Origin of the sequence: Pseudomonas sp. B21-019 (genome assembly GCF_024749225.1) — a bacterium.
Classification (GTDB): domain Bacteria; phylum Pseudomonadota; class Gammaproteobacteria; order Pseudomonadales; family Pseudomonadaceae; genus Aquipseudomonas.
Map to the genome: position 1 here is coordinate 3,388,536 of NZ_CP087193.1, position 18,306 is coordinate 3,406,841.

General features: G+C 60.3%; 11 protein-coding genes. 7 read left to right on the forward strand and 4 right to left on the reverse strand.

Going from position 1 to position 18,306, the window contains the following annotated elements:
• Window positions 1–41: 41 nt before the first annotated feature.
• The 4 genes from glgX (at window position 42) to LOY36_RS15130 (ending at window position 5,902) form a co-directional block, all read left to right on the forward strand.
• Complete coding sequence (gene glgX, locus LOY36_RS15115) at window positions 42–2,198, forward strand: glycogen debranching protein GlgX (RefSeq protein ID WP_019579260.1); 2,157 nt, start codon at window positions 42–44, stop codon at window positions 2,196–2,198.
• A 402-nt stretch (window positions 2,199–2,600) separates the two neighbouring features.
• A complete protein-coding gene (locus tag LOY36_RS15120; RefSeq protein ID WP_019650000.1) occupies window positions 2,601–3,359 on the forward strand; it encodes a PIG-L deacetylase family protein in 759 nt (252 codons plus the stop codon).
• 251 nt (window positions 3,360–3,610) lie between these two features.
• Entirely contained in the window at window positions 3,611–4,411 is an 801-nt protein-coding gene (locus LOY36_RS15125; protein WP_019650001.1) for an endonuclease/exonuclease/phosphatase family protein, read from the forward strand.
• Between the two features lie 426 nt (window positions 4,412–4,837).
• Window positions 4,838–5,902, forward strand: a complete 1,065-nt coding sequence (locus LOY36_RS15130) for an autotransporter outer membrane beta-barrel domain-containing protein (RefSeq protein ID WP_258668601.1) — start codon at window positions 4,838–4,840, stop codon at window positions 5,900–5,902.
• 109 nt (window positions 5,903–6,011) lie between these two features.
• On the opposite strand, the gene glgB is transcribed toward LOY36_RS15130, so the two are convergent.
• The 3 genes from glgB to LOY36_RS15145 form a co-directional block, all read right to left on the reverse strand.
• Window positions 6,012–8,243, reverse strand: a complete 2,232-nt coding sequence (gene glgB / locus LOY36_RS15135; protein ID WP_258668602.1) for a 1,4-alpha-glucan branching protein GlgB — start codon at window positions 8,241–8,243, stop codon at window positions 6,012–6,014.
• Between the two features lie 2 nt (window positions 8,244–8,245).
• On the reverse strand, window positions 8,246–11,587 hold the full coding sequence (treS, locus tag LOY36_RS15140; protein ID WP_258668603.1) for a maltose alpha-D-glucosyltransferase: 3,342 nt from the start codon (window positions 11,585–11,587) through the stop codon (window positions 8,246–8,248).
• A 178-nt stretch (window positions 11,588–11,765) separates the two neighbouring features.
• Entirely contained in the window at window positions 11,766–13,763 is a 1,998-nt protein-coding gene (locus LOY36_RS15145) for an alpha-1,4-glucan--maltose-1-phosphate maltosyltransferase (protein WP_258668605.1), read from the reverse strand.
• A gap of 264 nt (window positions 13,764–14,027) precedes the next feature.
• Between LOY36_RS15145 and LOY36_RS15150 the strand changes: the two genes are divergently transcribed.
• The 3 genes from LOY36_RS15150 to mapR all read left to right on the forward strand — a co-directional run bounded on the left by LOY36_RS15150 (window position 14,028) and on the right by mapR (window position 17,471).
• The gene (locus LOY36_RS15150; protein WP_258668607.1) at window positions 14,028–14,261 is read left to right on the forward strand and encodes a DUF3203 family protein; all 234 of its coding nucleotides are present in this window, start codon (window positions 14,028–14,030) and stop codon (window positions 14,259–14,261) included.
• Between the two features lie 195 nt (window positions 14,262–14,456).
• Window positions 14,457–15,887 (forward strand): cytochrome c oxidase accessory protein CcoG, encoded by a 1,431-nt coding sequence (ccoG, locus tag LOY36_RS15155; protein WP_258668608.1) that lies wholly within the window; start codon window positions 14,457–14,459, stop codon window positions 15,885–15,887.
• 174 nt (window positions 15,888–16,061) lie between these two features.
• Window positions 16,062–17,471: a GntR family transcriptional regulator MpaR gene (mapR, locus tag LOY36_RS15160; protein WP_018926134.1), complete on the forward strand. Its 1,410-nt coding sequence runs from the start codon at window positions 16,062–16,064 to the stop codon at window positions 17,469–17,471.
• Window positions 17,472–17,553: 82 nt separating this feature from the next.
• Here the strand turns inward: mapR and LOY36_RS15165 are convergent, their stop codons facing one another.
• Window positions 17,554–18,300: an SDR family oxidoreductase gene (locus tag LOY36_RS15165; protein WP_018926135.1), complete on the reverse strand. Its 747-nt coding sequence runs from the start codon at window positions 18,298–18,300 to the stop codon at window positions 17,554–17,556.
• Window positions 18,301–18,306: the final 6 nt, after the last annotated feature.

Sequence of the window (18,306 nt, forward strand, 5' to 3'; positions counted from 1 at the left end):
GAGCGCATTCGCCCTCGAAAAATACCGTTGCAGGAGCAGCTATGACCAGTCCAAAGAAAACCGCGCCCGAACCTCACGAGGCCTCGCGAATCCGTGAAGGCTTGCCCTTCCCGCTAGGCGCGACCTGGGATGGCCTGGGGGTCAATTTCGCGCTGTTTTCGGCTAACGCGACCAAGGTCGAACTGTGCATCTTCGACGATGCCGGCGAGGTGGAACTGGAGCGTATCGAGCTGCCGGAATACACCGACGAGATCTACCACGGCTACTTGCCCGACGCCCATCCGGGGCTGATCTACGGCTATCGCGTGTACGGGCCGTACGACCCGGCCAACGGTCATCGCTTCAACCCGAACAAACTGCTGATCGACCCCTATGCCAAACAGTTGGTCGGCCAATTGAAATGGTCCGAAGCGTTGTTCGGCTTCACCATCGGCCACCCCGACGCCGACCTCAGTTTCGATGAGCGCGACAGCGCGCCCTTCGTGCCCAAGTGCAAAGTGATCGACCCGGCCCACACCTGGGGCCATGACCATCGGGTCAGCGTGCCATGGGACAAGACGATCATTTATGAGACTCACGTACGCGGTTTCAGCATGCTTCACCCCGCCGTTCCCGAGAACCTGCGCGGCACCTTCGCCGGGTTGATGGTCGATGACGTGCTGGAACATATCCGCAAGCTCGGCGTATCGACCGTGGAGTTGCTGCCGATCCATGCCTTCGTCAACGACCAGCATCTGCTGCACAAAGGCATGACCAATTATTGGGGTTACAACAGCATCGCGTTCTTTGCCCCGGACCCGCGCTACCTGGCCAGCGGCAAGATCGCCGAGTTCAAGGAGATGGTCGCGCACCTGCACGAGGCCAATCTGGAAGTGATCCTCGACGTGGTCTACAACCACACCGCCGAGGGCAACGAACAAGGCCCGACCCTGTCCATGCGCGGCATCGACAACGCCTCTTACTACCGTTTGAGGCCCGACGACAAACGCTACTACATCAACGATTCCGGCACCGGCAACACCCTGGACCTGAGCCACCCGTGCGTGCTGCAAATGGTCACCGACTCGCTGCGTTACTGGGCCACGGAAATGCACGTGGACGGTTTCCGTTTCGACCTGGCAACCATCCTCGGCCGCTACCATGACGGCTTTGACGAACGGCACAGCTTCCTTGTTGCCTGTCGTCAGGACCCGGTGCTGCGTCAGGTGAAATTGATTTCCGAATCCTGGGACTGTGGCCCCGGCGGTTATCAGGTCGGGAACTTCCCACCGGGCTGGGTCGAATGGAACGACAAATTTCGCGACACCGTGCGCGCGTTCTGGAAAGGTGACGACGGCCAGCTTGCCGACTTCGCCAGCCGCATGACCGCCTCCGGAGAGATGTTCAACCAGCGCGGCCGTCGACCGTATGCTTCGCTGAACTTCGTCACCGCCCACGACGGTTTCACCCTCAACGATCTGGTGTCGTACAACGACAAGCACAACGAGGCCAACGACGAGAACAATCAGGACGGCAGCAACAACAACCTGTCGTGGAACCACGGCGTCGAAGGCCCCACCGACGATCCCGAGATCAATGCCCTGCGCCTGCGGCAGATGCGCAACTTCTTCGCCACGCTGCTGCTGTCCCAGGGTACGCCGATGCTGGTGGCCGGCGACGAGTTCGCCCGCACCCAGAAAGGCAACAACAATGCCTATTGCCAGGACAGCGAGATCGGTTGGGTCAATTGGGACCTGAGCGAAGACGGCAAGGCGCTGCTCAAGTTCGTCAAACGCCTGATCAAGTTGCGCCTGGCCTATCCGATCCTGCGGCGCGGGCGCTTCCTGGTGGGCAATTACAACGAAGACATCGGGGTCAAGGACGTGACCTGGCTGGCCCCGGACGGCAGCGAAATGTCCAATGAGCAATGGGAAGAAGGTCACGGTCGCTGCATGGGCATACTGCTCGATGGCCGCGCCCAGGAAACCGGCATTCGCCGCAAGGGTGCCGACGCAACCCTGCTGCTGGTGGTCAACGCGCACCATGACATCGTCAACTTCCTGCTGCCGGAAGTGCCTGACGGCGGTTTCTGGACCTGCATGATCGATACCAATCAACCGTCGATTCGGGGCCAGGAACGCTTTGAGTTTGGTCGCCAATATTCGGTTACTGGCCGTTCGCTGCTGTTGTTTGAACTGCAGCATGAGGAAGAAGAGTGAAAGTGATCACCATAATATCTGTAGCAGCTGCCGAGCCTGCGAGGCTGCGTTCGGCTGCGCAGCCGCCGTAAAACCTGAGTGCACGGTATATCTGCAAGATCGCATCGTTTGACTTCACGACTGCTTCGCAGCCGAACGCAGCCTCGCAGGCTCGGCAGCTGCTACCAAGGGACGGTTTCGGTGACTTTTTGCAAAGCCTGACACAGCCAGGGTTAAAAAAACCGCATGAGACCAAAGGCTGAGGCGACGAATAGCGTTTCATGGGCAATACTCTGACCGCGGCAATCCAGGGTTCGGAGCGCCGCACATTGCTATCTACCCGCCTTCACGGGTCTGCCAGGCTTGCGCCCTTGCAAGCATTGCGCACGACTGAGGGCCAGACAGAACAAGGATGTAGCGCCTATGAAACCGGTTTCCATCAGCGAAAACAGCTTGTCTGCGCAGATCTGGAACAGCGCCCCACAACTGGACAACATCCCCGTCATCAACACCGAAACACTGGTCCCTGCTGGAGCTCGCGCGGTGATAATCGCCCCGCATCCCGGCGATGAAGTGGTGACTTGCGGTGGCCTGCTGCAACTGTTGTGCGCCCTTGGTCATCCTCTGCAACTGATCTCGATTACCGATGGCAGCGCCAGCCATCCGGGGTCGCGACAGTGGTCAGAAAAACGCCTGAGCGTGTTCCGCCCCCAGGAAAGTGTCGAAGCCTTGCGCCGGCTCGGCTTGCCGATGCACAGCCTGAAGTGGATTCGCGGCGGCTTCACCGACAACGCTCTGGACGAGCGGGAGTCAGAATTGACCCAGTTCATCGTCCGCTACCTGCGCCCCGGCGATGTGGTATTCACCACCTGGCGCGAAGACGGCAACGTCGACCACGACGCTGTCGGCCGGGCCAGCGCCAGGGCCGCCGCCCTGGTCGGGGCGACGCTCAACGAAATACCGGTCTGGGCCTGGCACTGGCCGATGCGCGACCACGGGCAACTTCCTTGGCATCGCGCACGCAAGCTACGCCTCGACACCTGGACTGTCGCGCGCAAAAGCCACGCCACCTATGCCTACGCCAGCCAGCTCGACGGCGAACCGGCGATCGGCATCGCCCCGCTGCTGCCACGAGTGATTCTGGAACGCATGCGGTTGCCGTATGAAATTGTGTTTGTCTGATCGGACTCGCTCGTAGCAGCTGCCGAGCCTGCGAGGCTGCGTTCGGCGGCGTAGCCGTCGTAAAACCGGAACTTACGGTGCATCAGGCAAACCGCGTCAGCCGGATTCACGACGGCTACGTCCGAATGCGGCCCACACCGAACGCTGCCTCGCGGTGCTCGACAGCTGCTACGGGTGTGGTGAATGTGTTTGAACTGCTCGCCCACGCATCAGTCGCATACATACAGCAGCCCTGATTCAGAGGAGTGAACGTGACCCACGATGCCGAACGCCAAGCCGTCGAATCAGTGCCATCGAACACGCCCCCGACGATTCGCCGACTCAGAGTACTGACGGTCAATACTCACAAGGGTTTCACCGCCCTCAACCGACGCTTCATCCTCCCGGAACTGCGCGAAGCGGTACGCAGTACGTCGGCGGACCTGGTGTTCCTGCAGGAAGTGGTCGGTGAACACGACCGCCATTCTTCCCGTTACAACGATTGGCCACCGACCTCGCAGTACGAATTCCTGGCCGACAGCATGTGGAGCGATTTCGCTTACGGTCGCAACGCGGTCTACCCCGACGGCCATCACGGCAATGCCCTGCTGTCGAAATACCCGATCCGCGAATTTCGCAACCTCGATGTCTCGATCACCGGCCCCGAGCGGCGCGGCTTGCTGCACTGTGTCCTGGATGTACCGGGCCATGCCGAAGTGCATGCCATTTGCGTGCACTTGAGCCTGTTGGAAAGCCATCGACAACTCCAGCTGCAGTTGCTCTGCCTGTTGCTCGAATCGTTACCAGACGACGCCCCGGTAATCATTGCCGGCGACTTCAACGACTGGCAGTTGCAAGGCAATGCTACCCTCGCCCGACGCGACTACCTGCATGAAGCATTCGAACGCCACCACGGCCGCCCGGCGAAAACCTACCCGGCACGGTTTCCCCTGCTGCGCCTGGACCGCATCTACCTGCGCAATGCCAGCAGTCATGAGCCACGCATACTCGGCTACAAGCCCTGGACGCACCTGTCGGACCATTTGCCGCTGGCGGTGGAGGTGCGCCTGTAACACCGTCAAGCGACAGGCGCCAAGAACTGCTGCCTGAAGCAGAAAAAATGACAGTAATCACGTCACGGACTTGCTCATGAATTTTGCACTGTTCATCCGTCACGCAACCGATAGCCCACTACCCAATACGTCTGGATTGCACCTTTCAGGATGATTTTTCGTACAAACAACAACTTAGATCAGCGCCAATAATCAGTCACTTACAGAGCCTAAAATAGCCGCACCACTTATCGGCCATTTTCTTGACGCAGCGCCATCGGTCTTCTTAGCTAGTCCTTACTACCCCCGGAAATCCATCAGGGGCAAGCCTCCAGACACCCGTAAAACGGGCGGGTCGGACCTTGCCTCAATCCATTCGGTCGCCCCTCATTCGGGGTAGGAGAGACGCCACAGCGAGATACGCATGCGATTGCAAGGTAGACCTCCATGAGAACTTCATTCACCCCACAAGAGATAAAATTCACTTTTTGCGTTGTCTCCGGTTCACTCCTGCTGTGCTCATCCATGGAGGTGCGAGCGTCGTCTGCCGAGGACGAAACAACGCCCTGGTACAGCCAGCAATTGCCGACAATTACCTTGCCCTTCGGCTTGGCCACGTATCCCGACCGCTTACGCGTCAACTCAGACTTACCCAGCTCACGCCTGACGATCGAAGACGCCGCGCCCCTGGCCTGGGACCACGCCTATGGCCCGACGTCGCGGCAGGCCCAAACCGATTATCTGGCCCAGGGCACGATCCCCGGAGCCAGCGAATTCAAAGGCCCGGCGCTCCTGACCGTGCAAAGCAACAGCGGTAGTACCCAACGGGTCGGACTGATCGGCGGCACCGCTCAATTCCAGGGCAACGACAACGGCCTGCTGACCAGCCGCGCCCTCGCCGACCCCAGCCACGACACGCTCAACCTTCAAGGCCAGAGCCTTGGTGCCTACTGGAGCCTGACCGGGCCGCAAGGCTGGCACGTCGACTTGACGGCCAGCGGCGGCCGGGTCAGCGGTTTTAGCCGCAACGACCAGGGCGTGCGACAAACCACCGAAGGCAGCGCGATGACAGTGTCGGTGGAAGGTGGTTTCCCGATTGGCCTGAGCGAAAACTGGGTGGTTGAACCCCAAGCGCAGTTGATCAATCAACGCATCACGCTGGATACGCCGTATGCCGGGTCAGGCAACGCCTCGTCCAGCGACCTGACGTCCTGGAGCGGACGGGTCGGTGCACGTTTGAAAGGCAGTTACGATATCAATGGCTTGCCGGTCGAACCCTATGTGCGGACCAACGTGTGGCACACGGTGTACACCGGCAACACCGTGAGCCTGGATCAGGTCGACAAAATCAGCAGCAGCCGCAATTCATCGACAGTGGACGTAGGCCTGGGGTTGGTGGCCAGGATGACGCCTTTGGTCAGCCTGTATATCAGCGCCGATTACAGCAGCAATGTGGATGACAATGATTTGAACGGGTTGATTGGCAGCCTCGGGGTGCGGATGCGGTGGTAAAAAGATCAAAAGATCGCAGCCTTCGGCAGCTCCTACAGTTCAGCGTTGTCCCGCCCACCTGGGACGGCCCCGATCCCGTAGGAGCTGGCGAAGCCTGCGATCTTTTCGATCACCCCTCCGGCCGCAAAATCAACACCGCCAACGGCGGCAAATTCAACACCAGGGAAAGAGCCTGCCCATGGCTCGGTTCTTCCTCGGTGAACACCCCGCCACCGTTACCGTAATTGGACCCGGCATAGGTGTCGGCGTCGCTGTTGATCAACTCGACCCAGCGCCCGGCAAACGGCACGCCGACGCGGTAGGACTGACGCGGCACCGGGGTGAAGTTGGCCACCACCAATACCGGCCTGCCCTCCTTGCTCCAGCGTAGCCAGGCATAAACGCTGTTGATCGCGTCGTCGCCGATCAACCACTGGAAGCCCTGCGGTACATCGTCCTGATCGTGCAGGGCCGGCTCTTCGCGATACAACCGATTCAAGTCGCCGACCAGTTTGCGCACACCCTGGTGTTCCGGATATTGCAGCAAGTACCAGTCCAGCTGCTGATCGTGATTCCATTCGCGCCACTGGCCGAACTCGCAGCCCATGAACAACAGTTTCTTGCCCGGATGGGTCCACATGAAACTCAGGTAAGCCCGCAGGTTGGCAAACTTCTGCCAACGGTCGCCGGGCATTTTGTCGATCAGCGAATGCTTGCCGTGTACCACTTCGTCGTGGGAAATCGGCAGGATGAAACGCTCGGACCAGGCATACACCAGGCCGAAACTCAGTTCATTGTGATGATGGGCGCGGTACACCGGATCCTGCTGAATGTAATGCAGCGAATCGTGCATCCAGCCCATGTTCCACTTATAGGCAAAACCCAGCCCGCCCTGTTGCGTGCTCTGGCTGACACCCGGCCACGCGGTGGACTCTTCGGCAATCACCAGTGCACCCGGTGCTTCCAGGGCCACCACGTCATTGAGATGGCGAAGGAAATCGATGGCCTCCAGATTCTCCCGACCGCCGTGACGGTTGGGCACCCACTCGCCAGCCTTGCGCGAGTAATCGCGATACAGCATCGACGCCACTGCGTCGACCCGCAGTCCATCGACATGGAAATGCTTGAGCCAGTGCAGCGCCGACGCCAGCATGTAGCCGTGCACCTCGGTGCGGCCCAGGTTGTAGATCAGCGTGTCCCAGTCCTGGTGAAAGCCCTCCATCGGGTTGCCGTATTCGTACAACGCGGTGCCGTCGAACTGCGCCAGGCCATGGACATCGGTCGGGAAATGCGCCGGCACCCAATCAAGGATCACGCCGATTTCGGCCTGGTGACAGGCGTTGACGAAAGCGGCAAATTCATCCGGCGAGCCGTAACGGGCGCTCGGGGCGAATTGCGACAACAGTTGATAACCCCACGAACCACCGAACGGATGTTCCATGATCGGCATCAATTCGATGTGAGTGAAACCCAGCTCTTTCACATACGGAATCAGCCGCTCGGCCAGCTCGGGCCAGGTGTACTGACGGGCGACTTCGCCCAGGTCATCCAGTTCGCATTGCCAGGAACCGGCATGCAACTCATAGATCGACAGCGGTGCACTGGTTCGCTGACGCTCGCTGCGGGACTGCATCCAGTCCTGGTCCTGCCAGTCGACTTTCAGTGGCGAGGCGACTTTTGATGCGGTGTCCGGAGGCAGCGCGGTGGCCAGGGCCATCGGGTCGGCCTTGAGCGGCAGAATGCCGTGGGCGCCGAGGATTTCGTATTTGTAGGCTTCCCCCGCTTGCAGGCGCGGAATGAACAACTCCCAGACACCGGAAGGATGACGCAGGCGCATCGGATGCCGACGACCGTCCCAGACGTTGAAATCGCCGACCACCGAGACCCTTCTGGCATTCGGTGCCCACACGGCGAAACGCACGCCATCCGCGCCATCGACCGTCTTCAGCTGTGCGCCGAGGCAACCGCTCAGGTCGCGGTGATTGCCCTCGGCGAACAGGTACAAGTCCATCTCACCGAGTAACGGGCCAAAGCTGTAGGGGTCTTCGGCCAGTTGCTCGCCGCCGGCCCAACGGGTTCGCAACAAATAGGGCCGTGCCTGTTCGAAATGACCGACGAACAGCCCCGGGGTTTGGGTGGCCTCAAGGCTGCCGAGTTCTTCTCCGGAGGCCTTGTCCACCACTTGCACACTCAAGGCATCCGGCAGATAGGCCCGAATGAATTGCCCGCCGGCGCCATCGCCGTGCGGGCCGAGAATTGAGAAGGGATCCTGATGTTCGGCGCGTACCAATGCGTCGATGTCCCGCGCCTTGGGCAGCAGCGCCTCTTTAACGTGCCCCTGTTCCTTGTTCGAGAAACTCATGACTACTCTCCACCAAGATCGGAAAAGGGTTTAAGCCCACTCAATAATCCATATAAACCGTGTAACGGCACCGGTAGCCAGGTGGGGCGATTTTCCGCCTCATAGGCCACTTCATAAGCCGCCTTCTCCAGCCCGAACAACGCCAGCGCAGCGTCCTCGCCTTCGGGATCTTGCCATGCATGAGCAAGACTAGCTGCCGCCAGCCGATAAGCGTCGACAAATGATTGTCGCGCCTCTTTCAAATAGCGATCGGCGACCCGTTGACGCGCCGCCTGGGCATCCGCCGTGTTGTCGACGTTGTGTACATTGATCGCCATCGCCGCGGCGTAATCGAAGGAGCGCAACACGCCGCTGACGTCTTTATAGGGGCTGTGTTTACCGCGGCGCTCACGCAGCGGCCGCGCGGGTTCACCCTCAAAATCGATCAGGTAGGCATCGCCCTTGATCACCAGCACTTGCCCCAGGTGCAAGTCGCCATGGACGCGAATACGCAAGCCGCCAGCAGTCTTTTTACCCAACTCCTGAACATGGCTGAGGATGGCTTTTTTGTTGTCCAGCAATCGGCTGACCAATGCCTGATCCGCCGCGCTCAGTTCGGTTTGATGCTGCTTGAGCAGCTTCAGTGCATGCTCCAGCTGCGCCGCCACGTCCTTGGCCGAGGCCAGGGCATCTTTCTGACTCATGATGTGTGGGGCAAAGTCCAGGTTGGCGCTTGGGGTCGCCAGTACCTGATGCATCTCCCCCAGGCGCTGGCCGAGCATGCCGGCAAAATCCTTCAGCTCGCCGAGGGCGTTGTAGTGCTGCTCCTGCTCGGACACGGCATCGGCGAGCTCATCGCGAAGCGCTCGTTCGAGGTTGTTCTGGGTCCATTCCCACGCGTCGCCCTGATTGCTCAAGTAACCTTGGGCGATCATCAACAGCGTGTCCAAGCCCGCCGCATCGCGACGGATCACCGCCCCCAGCAGCGGCGAAATATTTTTGAAACCGGCATGGGTCAGGTACGCGCTCATTTCCAGTTCCGGGTGCACCCCTGACGCGACCTTGCGGATCAACTTCAACACCAGACTGGCGCCGATCACCACCGAACTGTTGGATTGCTCGGCAGACAGGTAACGCACTTCCGACTCGGCGCTCAGCCCCAGTTTGGCCAATTCGTCGGTTGGCTCGAAACGGATCTCGCCACCGTCCGACGGCAGCACCGTGCTGGCCTGCAACCCCTGCAACACCGCATGAACAAAGCTGTCGAGGCTGAAGGCGTCGGTGATCAGGCCGACCTGGCGACCGCGCCGGACCCTGGCCAGCGCCAATTGCTGCGGCAACGCCGCGCCAACCTGTTCCTCGGAAATAAAGCCGAACGGCAATTGATAGCGGCTGGTCTGGCCAGCGCTGGTGACGTCGATTTCACTCAACAGCACCGGATGCTGCGGGTCGCCGAAGCGCACGCCGTAAGCGAGATTGACGCTGTCGATGGTGCCGTCCTTACCGGCGAACCAGCGGCGATTCTGCAACCAGCTCGGCAAAATACCCTGCTCCAGCGAGTGCCGGGACGGCGCTTCGAGCAGCTCTTCCATGCGCTTCATCAGCACCAGGGTGGTGAAATCCGGCAGGCTTTGCGCCGGCTCCACGTGCCAGCTCGGCATCTGGTTCTCCGCCGCCAGGCCGAACCAATAGAAGCCGTAAGGCGCCAGCGTCAACAGGAAATTCAACTGGCCGATCGGCGGAAACGCATTGCCGCCGAGCATCTCCACCGGGACCATGCCGACATACGCCGACAAATCCAGCTCCGCCGCTTGTGCGCTGCGGGACACGTTGGCCACGCACAAAATGATCTCGTGCTTGCCGTCCGCCCCGGTGAATTCGCGGGTATAGGCCAGGATCCGTCGATTGCTCGGCGACAGCATCTTCAGCGTGCCGCGACCGAAGGCCTTGGACTGCTTGCGTATCGCGAGCATGCGCCGGGTCCAGTTCAACAATGAATGAGGATCACCGGCCTGGGTTTCGACGTTAACCGACAGATAGCCGTATTGCGGGTCCATGATCGGCGGCAACACCAGGCTGGCCGGATCGGCGCGGGAAAAGCCGCCGTTACGGTCGATTGACCATTGCATCGGCGTGCGCACACCGTCGCGGTCGCCGAGGTAGATGTTGTCACCCATGCCGATTTCATCGCCGTAATACAGGGTCGGCGTGCCGGGCATCGACAGCAACAGACTGTTGAGCAGCTCCACGCGACGACGATCGCGCTCCATCAATGGCGCCAGACGCCGGCGAATCCCCAGGTTGATCCGCGCCCGACGGTCGGCCGCGTAGTAGTTCCACAGGTAATCGCGCTCCTTGTCGGTGACCATTTCCAGGGTCAGTTCATCGTGGTTGCGCAGGAAAATCGCCCACTGGCAGTTGGCAGGGATTTCCGGTGTCTGGCGCAGAATGTCGGTAATCGGGAAACGATCTTCCTGGGCCAGCGCCATGTACATGCGCGGCATCAGCGGGAAGTGAAACGCCATGTGGCATTCGTCGCCGTTCTGGCCTTTGGCGTCGGTGTTTCCAAAATACAACTGAGTGTCTTCCGGCCACTGATTAGCCTCGGCCAGCAGCATGCGGTCGGGGTAATTGGCGTCTATCTCGGCGCGGATCTGCTTGAGGACGTCGTGGGTCTCGGGGAGGTTTTCGTTGTTGGTGCCGTCGCGCTCGATCAGGTACGGGATCGCGTCCAGCCGCAGGCCGTCGATGCCCATGTCGAGCCAGTAGCGCATCACCGACAGCACCGCTTTCATCACTTGCGGGTTGTCGAAATTCAGGTCCGGCTGGTGGGAATAGAAGCGGTGCCAGAAATACTGACCGGCCACCGGATCCCAGGTCCAGTTGGACTTCTCGGTGTCGAGAAAGATGATGCGGGTGCCGTCGTATTTCTGGTCGTTATCGGACCAGACATAGAAGTCGCGGGCCGCCGAGCCGGGCTTGGCCTTGCGCGCGCGCTGGAACCACGGGTGCTGGTCCGAGGTGTGGTTGATGACCAGTTCGGTAATCACCCGCAAGCCACGTTCGTGGGCCTCGGCAATGAAACGCTTGGCATCGGCCAGAGTGCCGTAGTCGGGGTGCACGCCACGGTATTCGGCGATGTCATAGCCATCGTCGCGTCGTGGCGAGGGGTAGAACGGCAACAGCCAGATGGTGTTGACGCCCAGATCGGCAATGTAATCGAGTTTGGCGATAAGGCCGGGAAAGTCGCCGATCCCGTCATTGTTGGAGTCGAAAAAAGACTTAACGTGAACCTGGTAGATCACCGCATCCTTGTACCAGAGCGGGTCTTTGATGAAGGTGGCTGACCTGGGTTTCTTCGCCATTTGAAACTCCTGTTTAATTCGAATAAAACCGCCGGACCTGTGGCGAGGGAGCTTGCTCCCGCTCGGCTGCGAAGCAGTCGTAAAACCTGCAAAAGAGGTGTGACTGACATATTGTCTGGGGCCGCTGCGCGACCCAGCGGGAGCAAGCCCCCTCGCCACAAAAGCCCCCTCGCCACAGTCAAGAAGCGGTAATCCGCCAAATCCCGAACGGCAGATGCCACGGTTCGATCCGCATGAACTGGTACTTGCCGTGCCAGGTCCAGCGGTGGCCGTTCATCAAGTCTTCGCCCTGGGTGCTGGCATCGTCGGGCAGGCCCATTTCCCACAGCGGCAATTCAAAATTCGCTTCCTGGACGTTATGCGGATCGAGGCTGACGGCCACCAGAATGAAATTGCTGCCGTCCACACTGCGTTTGCCGAAGTACAGAATGTTGTCGTTCCAGGCGTTGTAGACCTTCAGGCCCAGGTGCGTGTGCAGCGCCGGGTTCTGCCGGCGGATGCGGTTCAGCTGGGCGATTTCGGCAATGATGTTGCCCGGCGCGGTGAAGTCCCGTGGGCGAATCTCGTACTTCTCGGAATTGAGGTACTCCTCCTTACCCGGCACCGGCGCCGCTTCACACAGTTCAAAGCCCGAATACATGCCCCACAAACCGGAGCCCATGGTCGCCAGCGCGGCACGAATCAGAAAACCGGGGCGCCCGGAGTCATGCAGGAATGCCGGGTTGATGTCCGGCGTATTGACGAAAAAATTCGGTCGGTAGCATTCGCGCCACGGCGACTCGTTGAGTTCGGTGAAATAGGTCGCCAGTTCGGTCTTGGTGTTGCGCCAGGTGAAATAGGTGTAGCTCTGGGAATAACCGACCTTGCCCAGACGCGCCATCATTGCCGGCGTGGTAAAGGCTTCCGCCAGAAAAATCACATCGGGGTACAGCGCCCGCACATCGGCGATCAACCACTGCCAGAACGGCAACGGTTTGGTGTGGGGGTTATCAACGCGAAACAGCTTCACGCCCTCCTCGACCCAACCCACCACGATGTCGCGCAACTCGACCCACAGGCTGGGAATCGCGTCCACGGCATAGAAATCGACGTTGACGATGTCCTGGTACTTCTTCGGCGGGTTCTCGGCGTATTTGATCGTGCCGTCCGGCCGCCAGTTGAACCAGCCCGGATGCTGTTTGAGCCACGGGTGATCCTGGGAACACTGAATCGCGAAGTCGAGGGCCACTTCCAGCCCGTGCTCGGCCGCCGCCGCGACCAGCCGGCGAAAATCTTCGCGGCTGCCCAGTTCCGAGTGAATCGCCTCATGCCCGCCTTCTTCGCTGCCGATGGCGTAAGGGCTGCCCGGATCGTCAGGGCCGGCGGTCAGCGAGTTATTCGGGCCTTTGCGGAAGCTGCGGCCGATCGGGTGGATCGGCGTGAAATACAGCACGTCGAAACCCATGTCCTGGATCATCGCCAGCCGCGTATGCACATCGTTGAAGGTGCCATGCCGGGTCGGGTCATCAGTGATCGAGCGCGGGAACAATTCATACCAACTGGCGAACTGCGCCAACTCCCGCTCAACATCCACCGGGTACTCAGGACTCAGACTCACGAAGGGCCGATGGTCGGCCTGGGCCATCAAGTCCGCGCTGCGTTGGTGCAAAAACAAGGCGACCTGCTCGGTTTCGAGCAGACCGGACAACTCATGGTGCAACGCCGCCAGTTGTTCGCTCAGTTGGCCTTCGCTGCGTTCGGCCGCCTGCTGCACATGAGTGCGCCCTTCCTGCAGCTCCAGGCTGACCGAGACGCCGGCCATGTGCTTTTTTTCCAGCTCATAACAAAAGCTGGCGTACTGATCGATCCACGCTTCAAGGCAGAACACATAGCGGCCCTGCTTCTCGACACGGAACTGGCCCTTCCAGCCGTTATTGCCCAGTTCGGCCATCACCTCGCTCTGCCAGGTGTCGTCGCCTTCGGCACGCCAGCGGATGCGCACGGCCAGTTTGTCGTGACCGTCGGCAAACACTTTGCTGGTCACCACCACGTCCTGACCGACCACGGCTTTAACGGCGAATTGCCCGCCATCGAGGGTCGGCATGGTGTTTTCAATCACGATACGCGGCAGCAGTAACGCCTGGGACAGCGGTATATGCGGGTTGTAGCTCAGTTCTGTGGGTTTTTCAGCGGTCATCGAGCATCTCTCCTTACGCCCCAAGGACGCTCTTGTGCCTGGTCATCGTTCACACGGAGCAGTCTGCCCCGGGATGAACTTACATAGCTTCCGAGCGACAGGCGCCGGCAAAGTTCAGAGGGATCTGCCAGGTCTTTCGGGAATCGAATCCTCCCGGCACGGGTCAACTAACTTAAGCACGACTCACGCCATCTATCGGTTGCACAGAACAATCACCGGCCAATGCGTCCTAACACTTAATGAATCCGCAAAAAGGCCTCCTCTATGACTTTGCGAATCGAAAACCAGACCTGCTTCTTCATCACCGAGGACAGCGAAGAAATTCGCCTTTGCCCTGATATCACCATAATCACTGACGAGGAAAAATCCATGTCGGCAGTGGACCTCGACGGCCAGCGCTTCTACATCACCGAAGCAGAAGCCGATGCATTGACCGTAGCAGGCGCCGTGGACGGTCGCCGGCATTTGAAGGCCACGAACAGTGATTCGGTGATTTGACTGACCCGTATCAACACACCCCGCCAGCGCCTGACACAGGCACTTGCAGCCCGCCCTTGCGGGTGCATCAAGTTGTCGCAGGCGGGTGTTGGCAATCCATCTGATCCGCTTTTTATTGCGTTAGCTGAGTCTGTTATGCAAACAGATCGCTGGTCATAGTGCTCAGGCCTGATGGAGGCTGATGAGCGAAAGACCATGAGCGATAGAATCCCCGTCCGAACCGTTGAACCTGCCTCATTCATAAAAAACAACGAGCCTTCGCGTCCAAAGATGAAGGCCAAGTCCAGCGACAACCTGATCCACACCCGCAGCTTCACCGGCCTGTTCCGCACCCTGCGCATGAGCGGCGCGGGGTTTCTGTTTCTGCTGTTCTTCGGCACGGTGTGGCTGAACTGGGGCGGCCGCCAGGCGGTGCTCTGGGACCTGTCCGAAAGCAAGTTCCACATCTTCGGCGCGACCTTCTGGCCCCAGGATTTCATCCTGCTGTCGGCGCTGCTGATCATTGCCGCCTTCGGTCTGTTTGCGATCACCGTGTTCGCAGGCCGGGTCTGGTGCGGTTACACCTGCCCGCAGAGCTCCTGGACCTGGATCTTCATGTGGTGCGAGAAGATCACCGAAGGCGAGCGCAACCAGCGGATCAAGCTGCAAGCCGCGCCCTGGGGCCTGAACAAACTGCTCCGCCGCTCGGCCAAACACACCTTGTGGCTGGCGATCAGCCTGCTCACCGGCCTGACCTTTGTCGGCTACTTCACACCGATCCGGCCCCTGGCCGAAGAGCTGCTGACTTTGCAAATCGGCGGTGTCAGCCTGTTCTGGGTGCTGTTTTTCACCGGCGCCACTTACATCAACGCCGGCTGGCTACGTGAAGCCGTGTGCATGCACATGTGCCCGTATGCGCGGTTCCAGAGCGTGATGTTCGACAAGGACACCCTGACCATTTCCTACGACGTGGCTCGCGGCGAAAACCGTGGCCCGCGCAAACGTGAAGTGAAACCCGCCGAGGTCGGACTGGGCGATTGCATCGACTGTCAGGTGTGCGTCCAGGTTTGCCCGACCGGCATCGACATCCGCGATGGCTTGCAGATGGAATGCATCGGTTGCGCCGCATGCATCGACGCCTGCGATTCGATCATGGACAAAATGGGTTACGACCGAGGGCTGATCAGCTACACCTCGGAGCATCAATTGCAGGGTGGCAAGACCCACCTGCTGCGCCCGCGCCTGATCGGTTACACCGCGGTGCTGTTGGTGATGATCGGCGCCTTCGCCCTGGCCCTGGTGGAACGGCCGATGGTGTCGCTGGACGTGAGCAAGGACCGTGGCCTGTTCCGCGAGAACAGTGAAGGCCAGATCGAAAACATCTACAGCCTGAAGGTCATCAACAAGACCCAGCAACGTCAGGATTACCGTCTGACGCTGGTCGATGACGACGGCTTCCAGTTGCAAGGCAAGACCGAACTGAGCCTGGCCCCCGGTGAAATTGTCGATGTGCCGGTGTCGGTGGCGATGACCACGGAACGGCCAAGTAGCAGCTCGCAGACGATCAGTTTCAAAATTGTCGACAGCGATGAGCCGGACATCTATAGCGTGGCCAAGAGCCGGTTTGTTGCACCGATGAACCGCTGAGCCTTTAAGATGCAATCCTTTGTCCTGTGGCGAGGGGGCTTGCCCCCGTTGGGTCGCGAAGCGGCCCCCTACATTATTCAGATATATCGAGCAGTCTGGTTTACGACTGCTGCGCAGCCGAACGGGGGCAAGCCCCCTCGCCACAAAATGCACAATTCACTAACCGGGCACTCGATGAAACGCTACGAAAAATTCGCCGACGACATCGCTGAACTGATCCGCTCCGGCGTACTTGGCCCCGGCCATCGGGTGCCGTCGGTACGCTACGCCAGCCAGACCTACGGCGTCAGCCCGTCCACGGTGTTCCAGGCCTATTACCTGCTCGAACGTCGTGGCCTGATCCGCGCGCGACCGCGTTCCGGCTACTTCGTCAATGCGCATGCACCAAGCCCGTTCTCGGAGCCGGTGATCAGCAGCCAGGTCAACGAGTCCACCGAAGTCGACGTCAGCGAACTGGTGTTCTCAGTGCTGGACTCGATCAAGGACCCGACCACAGTACCCTTCGGCTCGGCCTTCCCCAGCCCCACGCTGTTCCCGCTGCAGCGCTTGTCCCGCTCGCTGGCCAGTGCTTCCCGGGAGATGGACCCGCGCATGGTGGTCACCGACATGTCGCCGGGCAACCCGCAACTGCGTCGGCAAATCGCCCTGCGCTACATGGTCGGCGGGCTGATGCTGCCGATGGAAGAACTGCTGATCACCAACGGTGCGCTGGAAGCGCTGAACCTGTGCCTGCAAGCCGTCACCGAGCCTGGCGATCTGGTGGCCATCGAAGCCCCGGCGTTTTACGCCAGCCTGCAAGTGCTGGAACGGCTGAAGCTCAAAGCCGTGGAAATCCCCGTCCACCCGCGAGACGGCATCGACCTCGGCGTACTCGCCCAGACCCTGGAACGGCACCCGATCAAGGCCTGCTGGTGCATGACCAGTTTCCAGAACCCCATGGGCGCGACCATGCCCGAGGCGAAGAAACAGGAACTGGTGGAGTTGTTGCGCAGCCATCAGGTGCCGCTGATCGAGGATGACGTCTACGCCGAGCTCTATTACGGCCAACAGGCGCCAAAACCGGCCAAGGCGTTCGATACCGAAGGGCTGGTGATGCATTGCGGTTCGTTCGCCAAGAGCCTGGCCCCCGGCTACCGCATCGGCTGGGTCGCCGCCGGGCGCTATGCGCAGAAAATCGAACGGCTGAAACTCATGACCTCGCTGTGCGCTTCGATGCCCGCCCAGGCCGCCATCGCCGATTACCTGCAACACGGCGGCTACGACCGGCACCTGCGCAAACTGCGTTACGCCCTGGAAGAACAGCAAAGTGCCATGCTCGCCGCCATCGCCCGCTACTTCCCGGCCCAGACCCGCGTAAGCCAACCGGCCGGCGGTTACTTCCTGTGGCTGGAACTGCCGCCGCAGATGGATTCGTTGAAGTTGTTCCAGATGGCATTGGCGCAGGGGATCAGCATTGCACCGGGGCCGATTTTCTCACCGACCCAGCGGTTCAGAAATTGTATCCGGTTGAATTACGGCAGCCCGTGGACCGAGGATTCGGAGAAGGCGATGGAGACGTTGGGGCGGATTGTCAGGTCCTTTTAACAGCGCCCACAGGCGCGTAGGAGCGGCCGAAGGCTGCGATCTTTTGATCTTGCTTTTGATCTTTTGATCTTGCTCCTGATCTCTACCGCCCACCACCAAGATCGACGAAAGTCCCGGTCGCATACGACGCCTTATCCGACAACAACCACACAATCGCCTCCGCCACTTCATCCGGCCGCCCACCGCGTGCCATCGGAATCGCCGATTCCAGCTTGCTGACCCGGTCCGGATCGCCGCTCAATGCATGGAAATCGGTGTAGATGTAACCCGGACGCACCGCATTGACGCGAATCCCCTCGCCCGCCACTTCCTTGGACAGGCCGATGGTGAAGGTGTCCAGCGCCCCCTTTGACGCGGCGTAATCCACGTACTCGTTGGGTGAGCCCAAACGCGAGGCGACCGAGGAGACGTTGACGATGCTGCCGCCCTGCCCGCCGTGTTTGGGCGACATGCGCAAAATCGCGTGTTTGGCGCAGAGGATCGGCGCCAGGACGTTGGTCTTGAGGATTTTCAGAATGCGGAATTCCGACATTTCGTCGATTCGCGACTTTTGCCCGACGGTGCCGGCGTTGTTCACCAGCGCCGTGACCCGGCCCAGTTCGGTGTCCACCCGATGAAACAGAGCGATCACTTCGTCTTCGATGCTGACGTCGGCACGCACGGCGATGGCTTGAGCACCGCGTGCGCGGACTTGCTCCAGCACACTGAGCGCCGCCTGTTCGTCGGACTGATAATTGATGCAGATCCGATAACCTTGTTCGGCGGCCAACAGGGCCGTGGCGGCGCCGATTCCACGGCTGCCGCCGGTGATGACGATAACTTTGTCCATGCTGGC

Excerpts from the sequence above, each read along its gene's own strand:
- glgX (WP_019579260.1), top strand. The coding sequence starts at position 42 with ATGACCAGTCCAAAGAAAACCGCGCCCGAACCTCACGAGGCCTCGCGA.
- mapR (WP_018926134.1), top strand. The coding sequence starts at position 16,062 with ATGAAACGCTACGAAAAATTCGCCGACGACATCGCTGAACTGATCCGC.
- LOY36_RS15130 (WP_258668601.1), top strand. The coding sequence starts at position 4,838 with ATGAGAACTTCATTCACCCCACAAGAGATAAAATTCACTTTTTGCGTT.
- LOY36_RS15145 (WP_258668605.1), bottom strand. The coding sequence starts at position 13,763 with ATGACCGCTGAAAAACCCACAGAACTGAGCTACAACCCGCATATACCG.
- glgB (WP_258668602.1), bottom strand. The coding sequence starts at position 8,243 with ATGAGTTTCTCGAACAAGGAACAGGGGCACGTTAAAGAGGCGCTGCTG.
- treS (WP_258668603.1), bottom strand. The coding sequence starts at position 11,587 with ATGGCGAAGAAACCCAGGTCAGCCACCTTCATCAAAGACCCGCTCTGG.
- ccoG (WP_258668608.1), top strand. The coding sequence starts at position 14,457 with ATGAGCGATAGAATCCCCGTCCGAACCGTTGAACCTGCCTCATTCATA.
- LOY36_RS15150 (WP_258668607.1), top strand. The coding sequence starts at position 14,028 with ATGACTTTGCGAATCGAAAACCAGACCTGCTTCTTCATCACCGAGGAC.
- LOY36_RS15120 (WP_019650000.1), top strand. The coding sequence starts at position 2,601 with ATGAAACCGGTTTCCATCAGCGAAAACAGCTTGTCTGCGCAGATCTGG.
- LOY36_RS15165 (WP_018926135.1), bottom strand. The coding sequence starts at position 18,300 with ATGGACAAAGTTATCGTCATCACCGGCGGCAGCCGTGGAATCGGCGCC.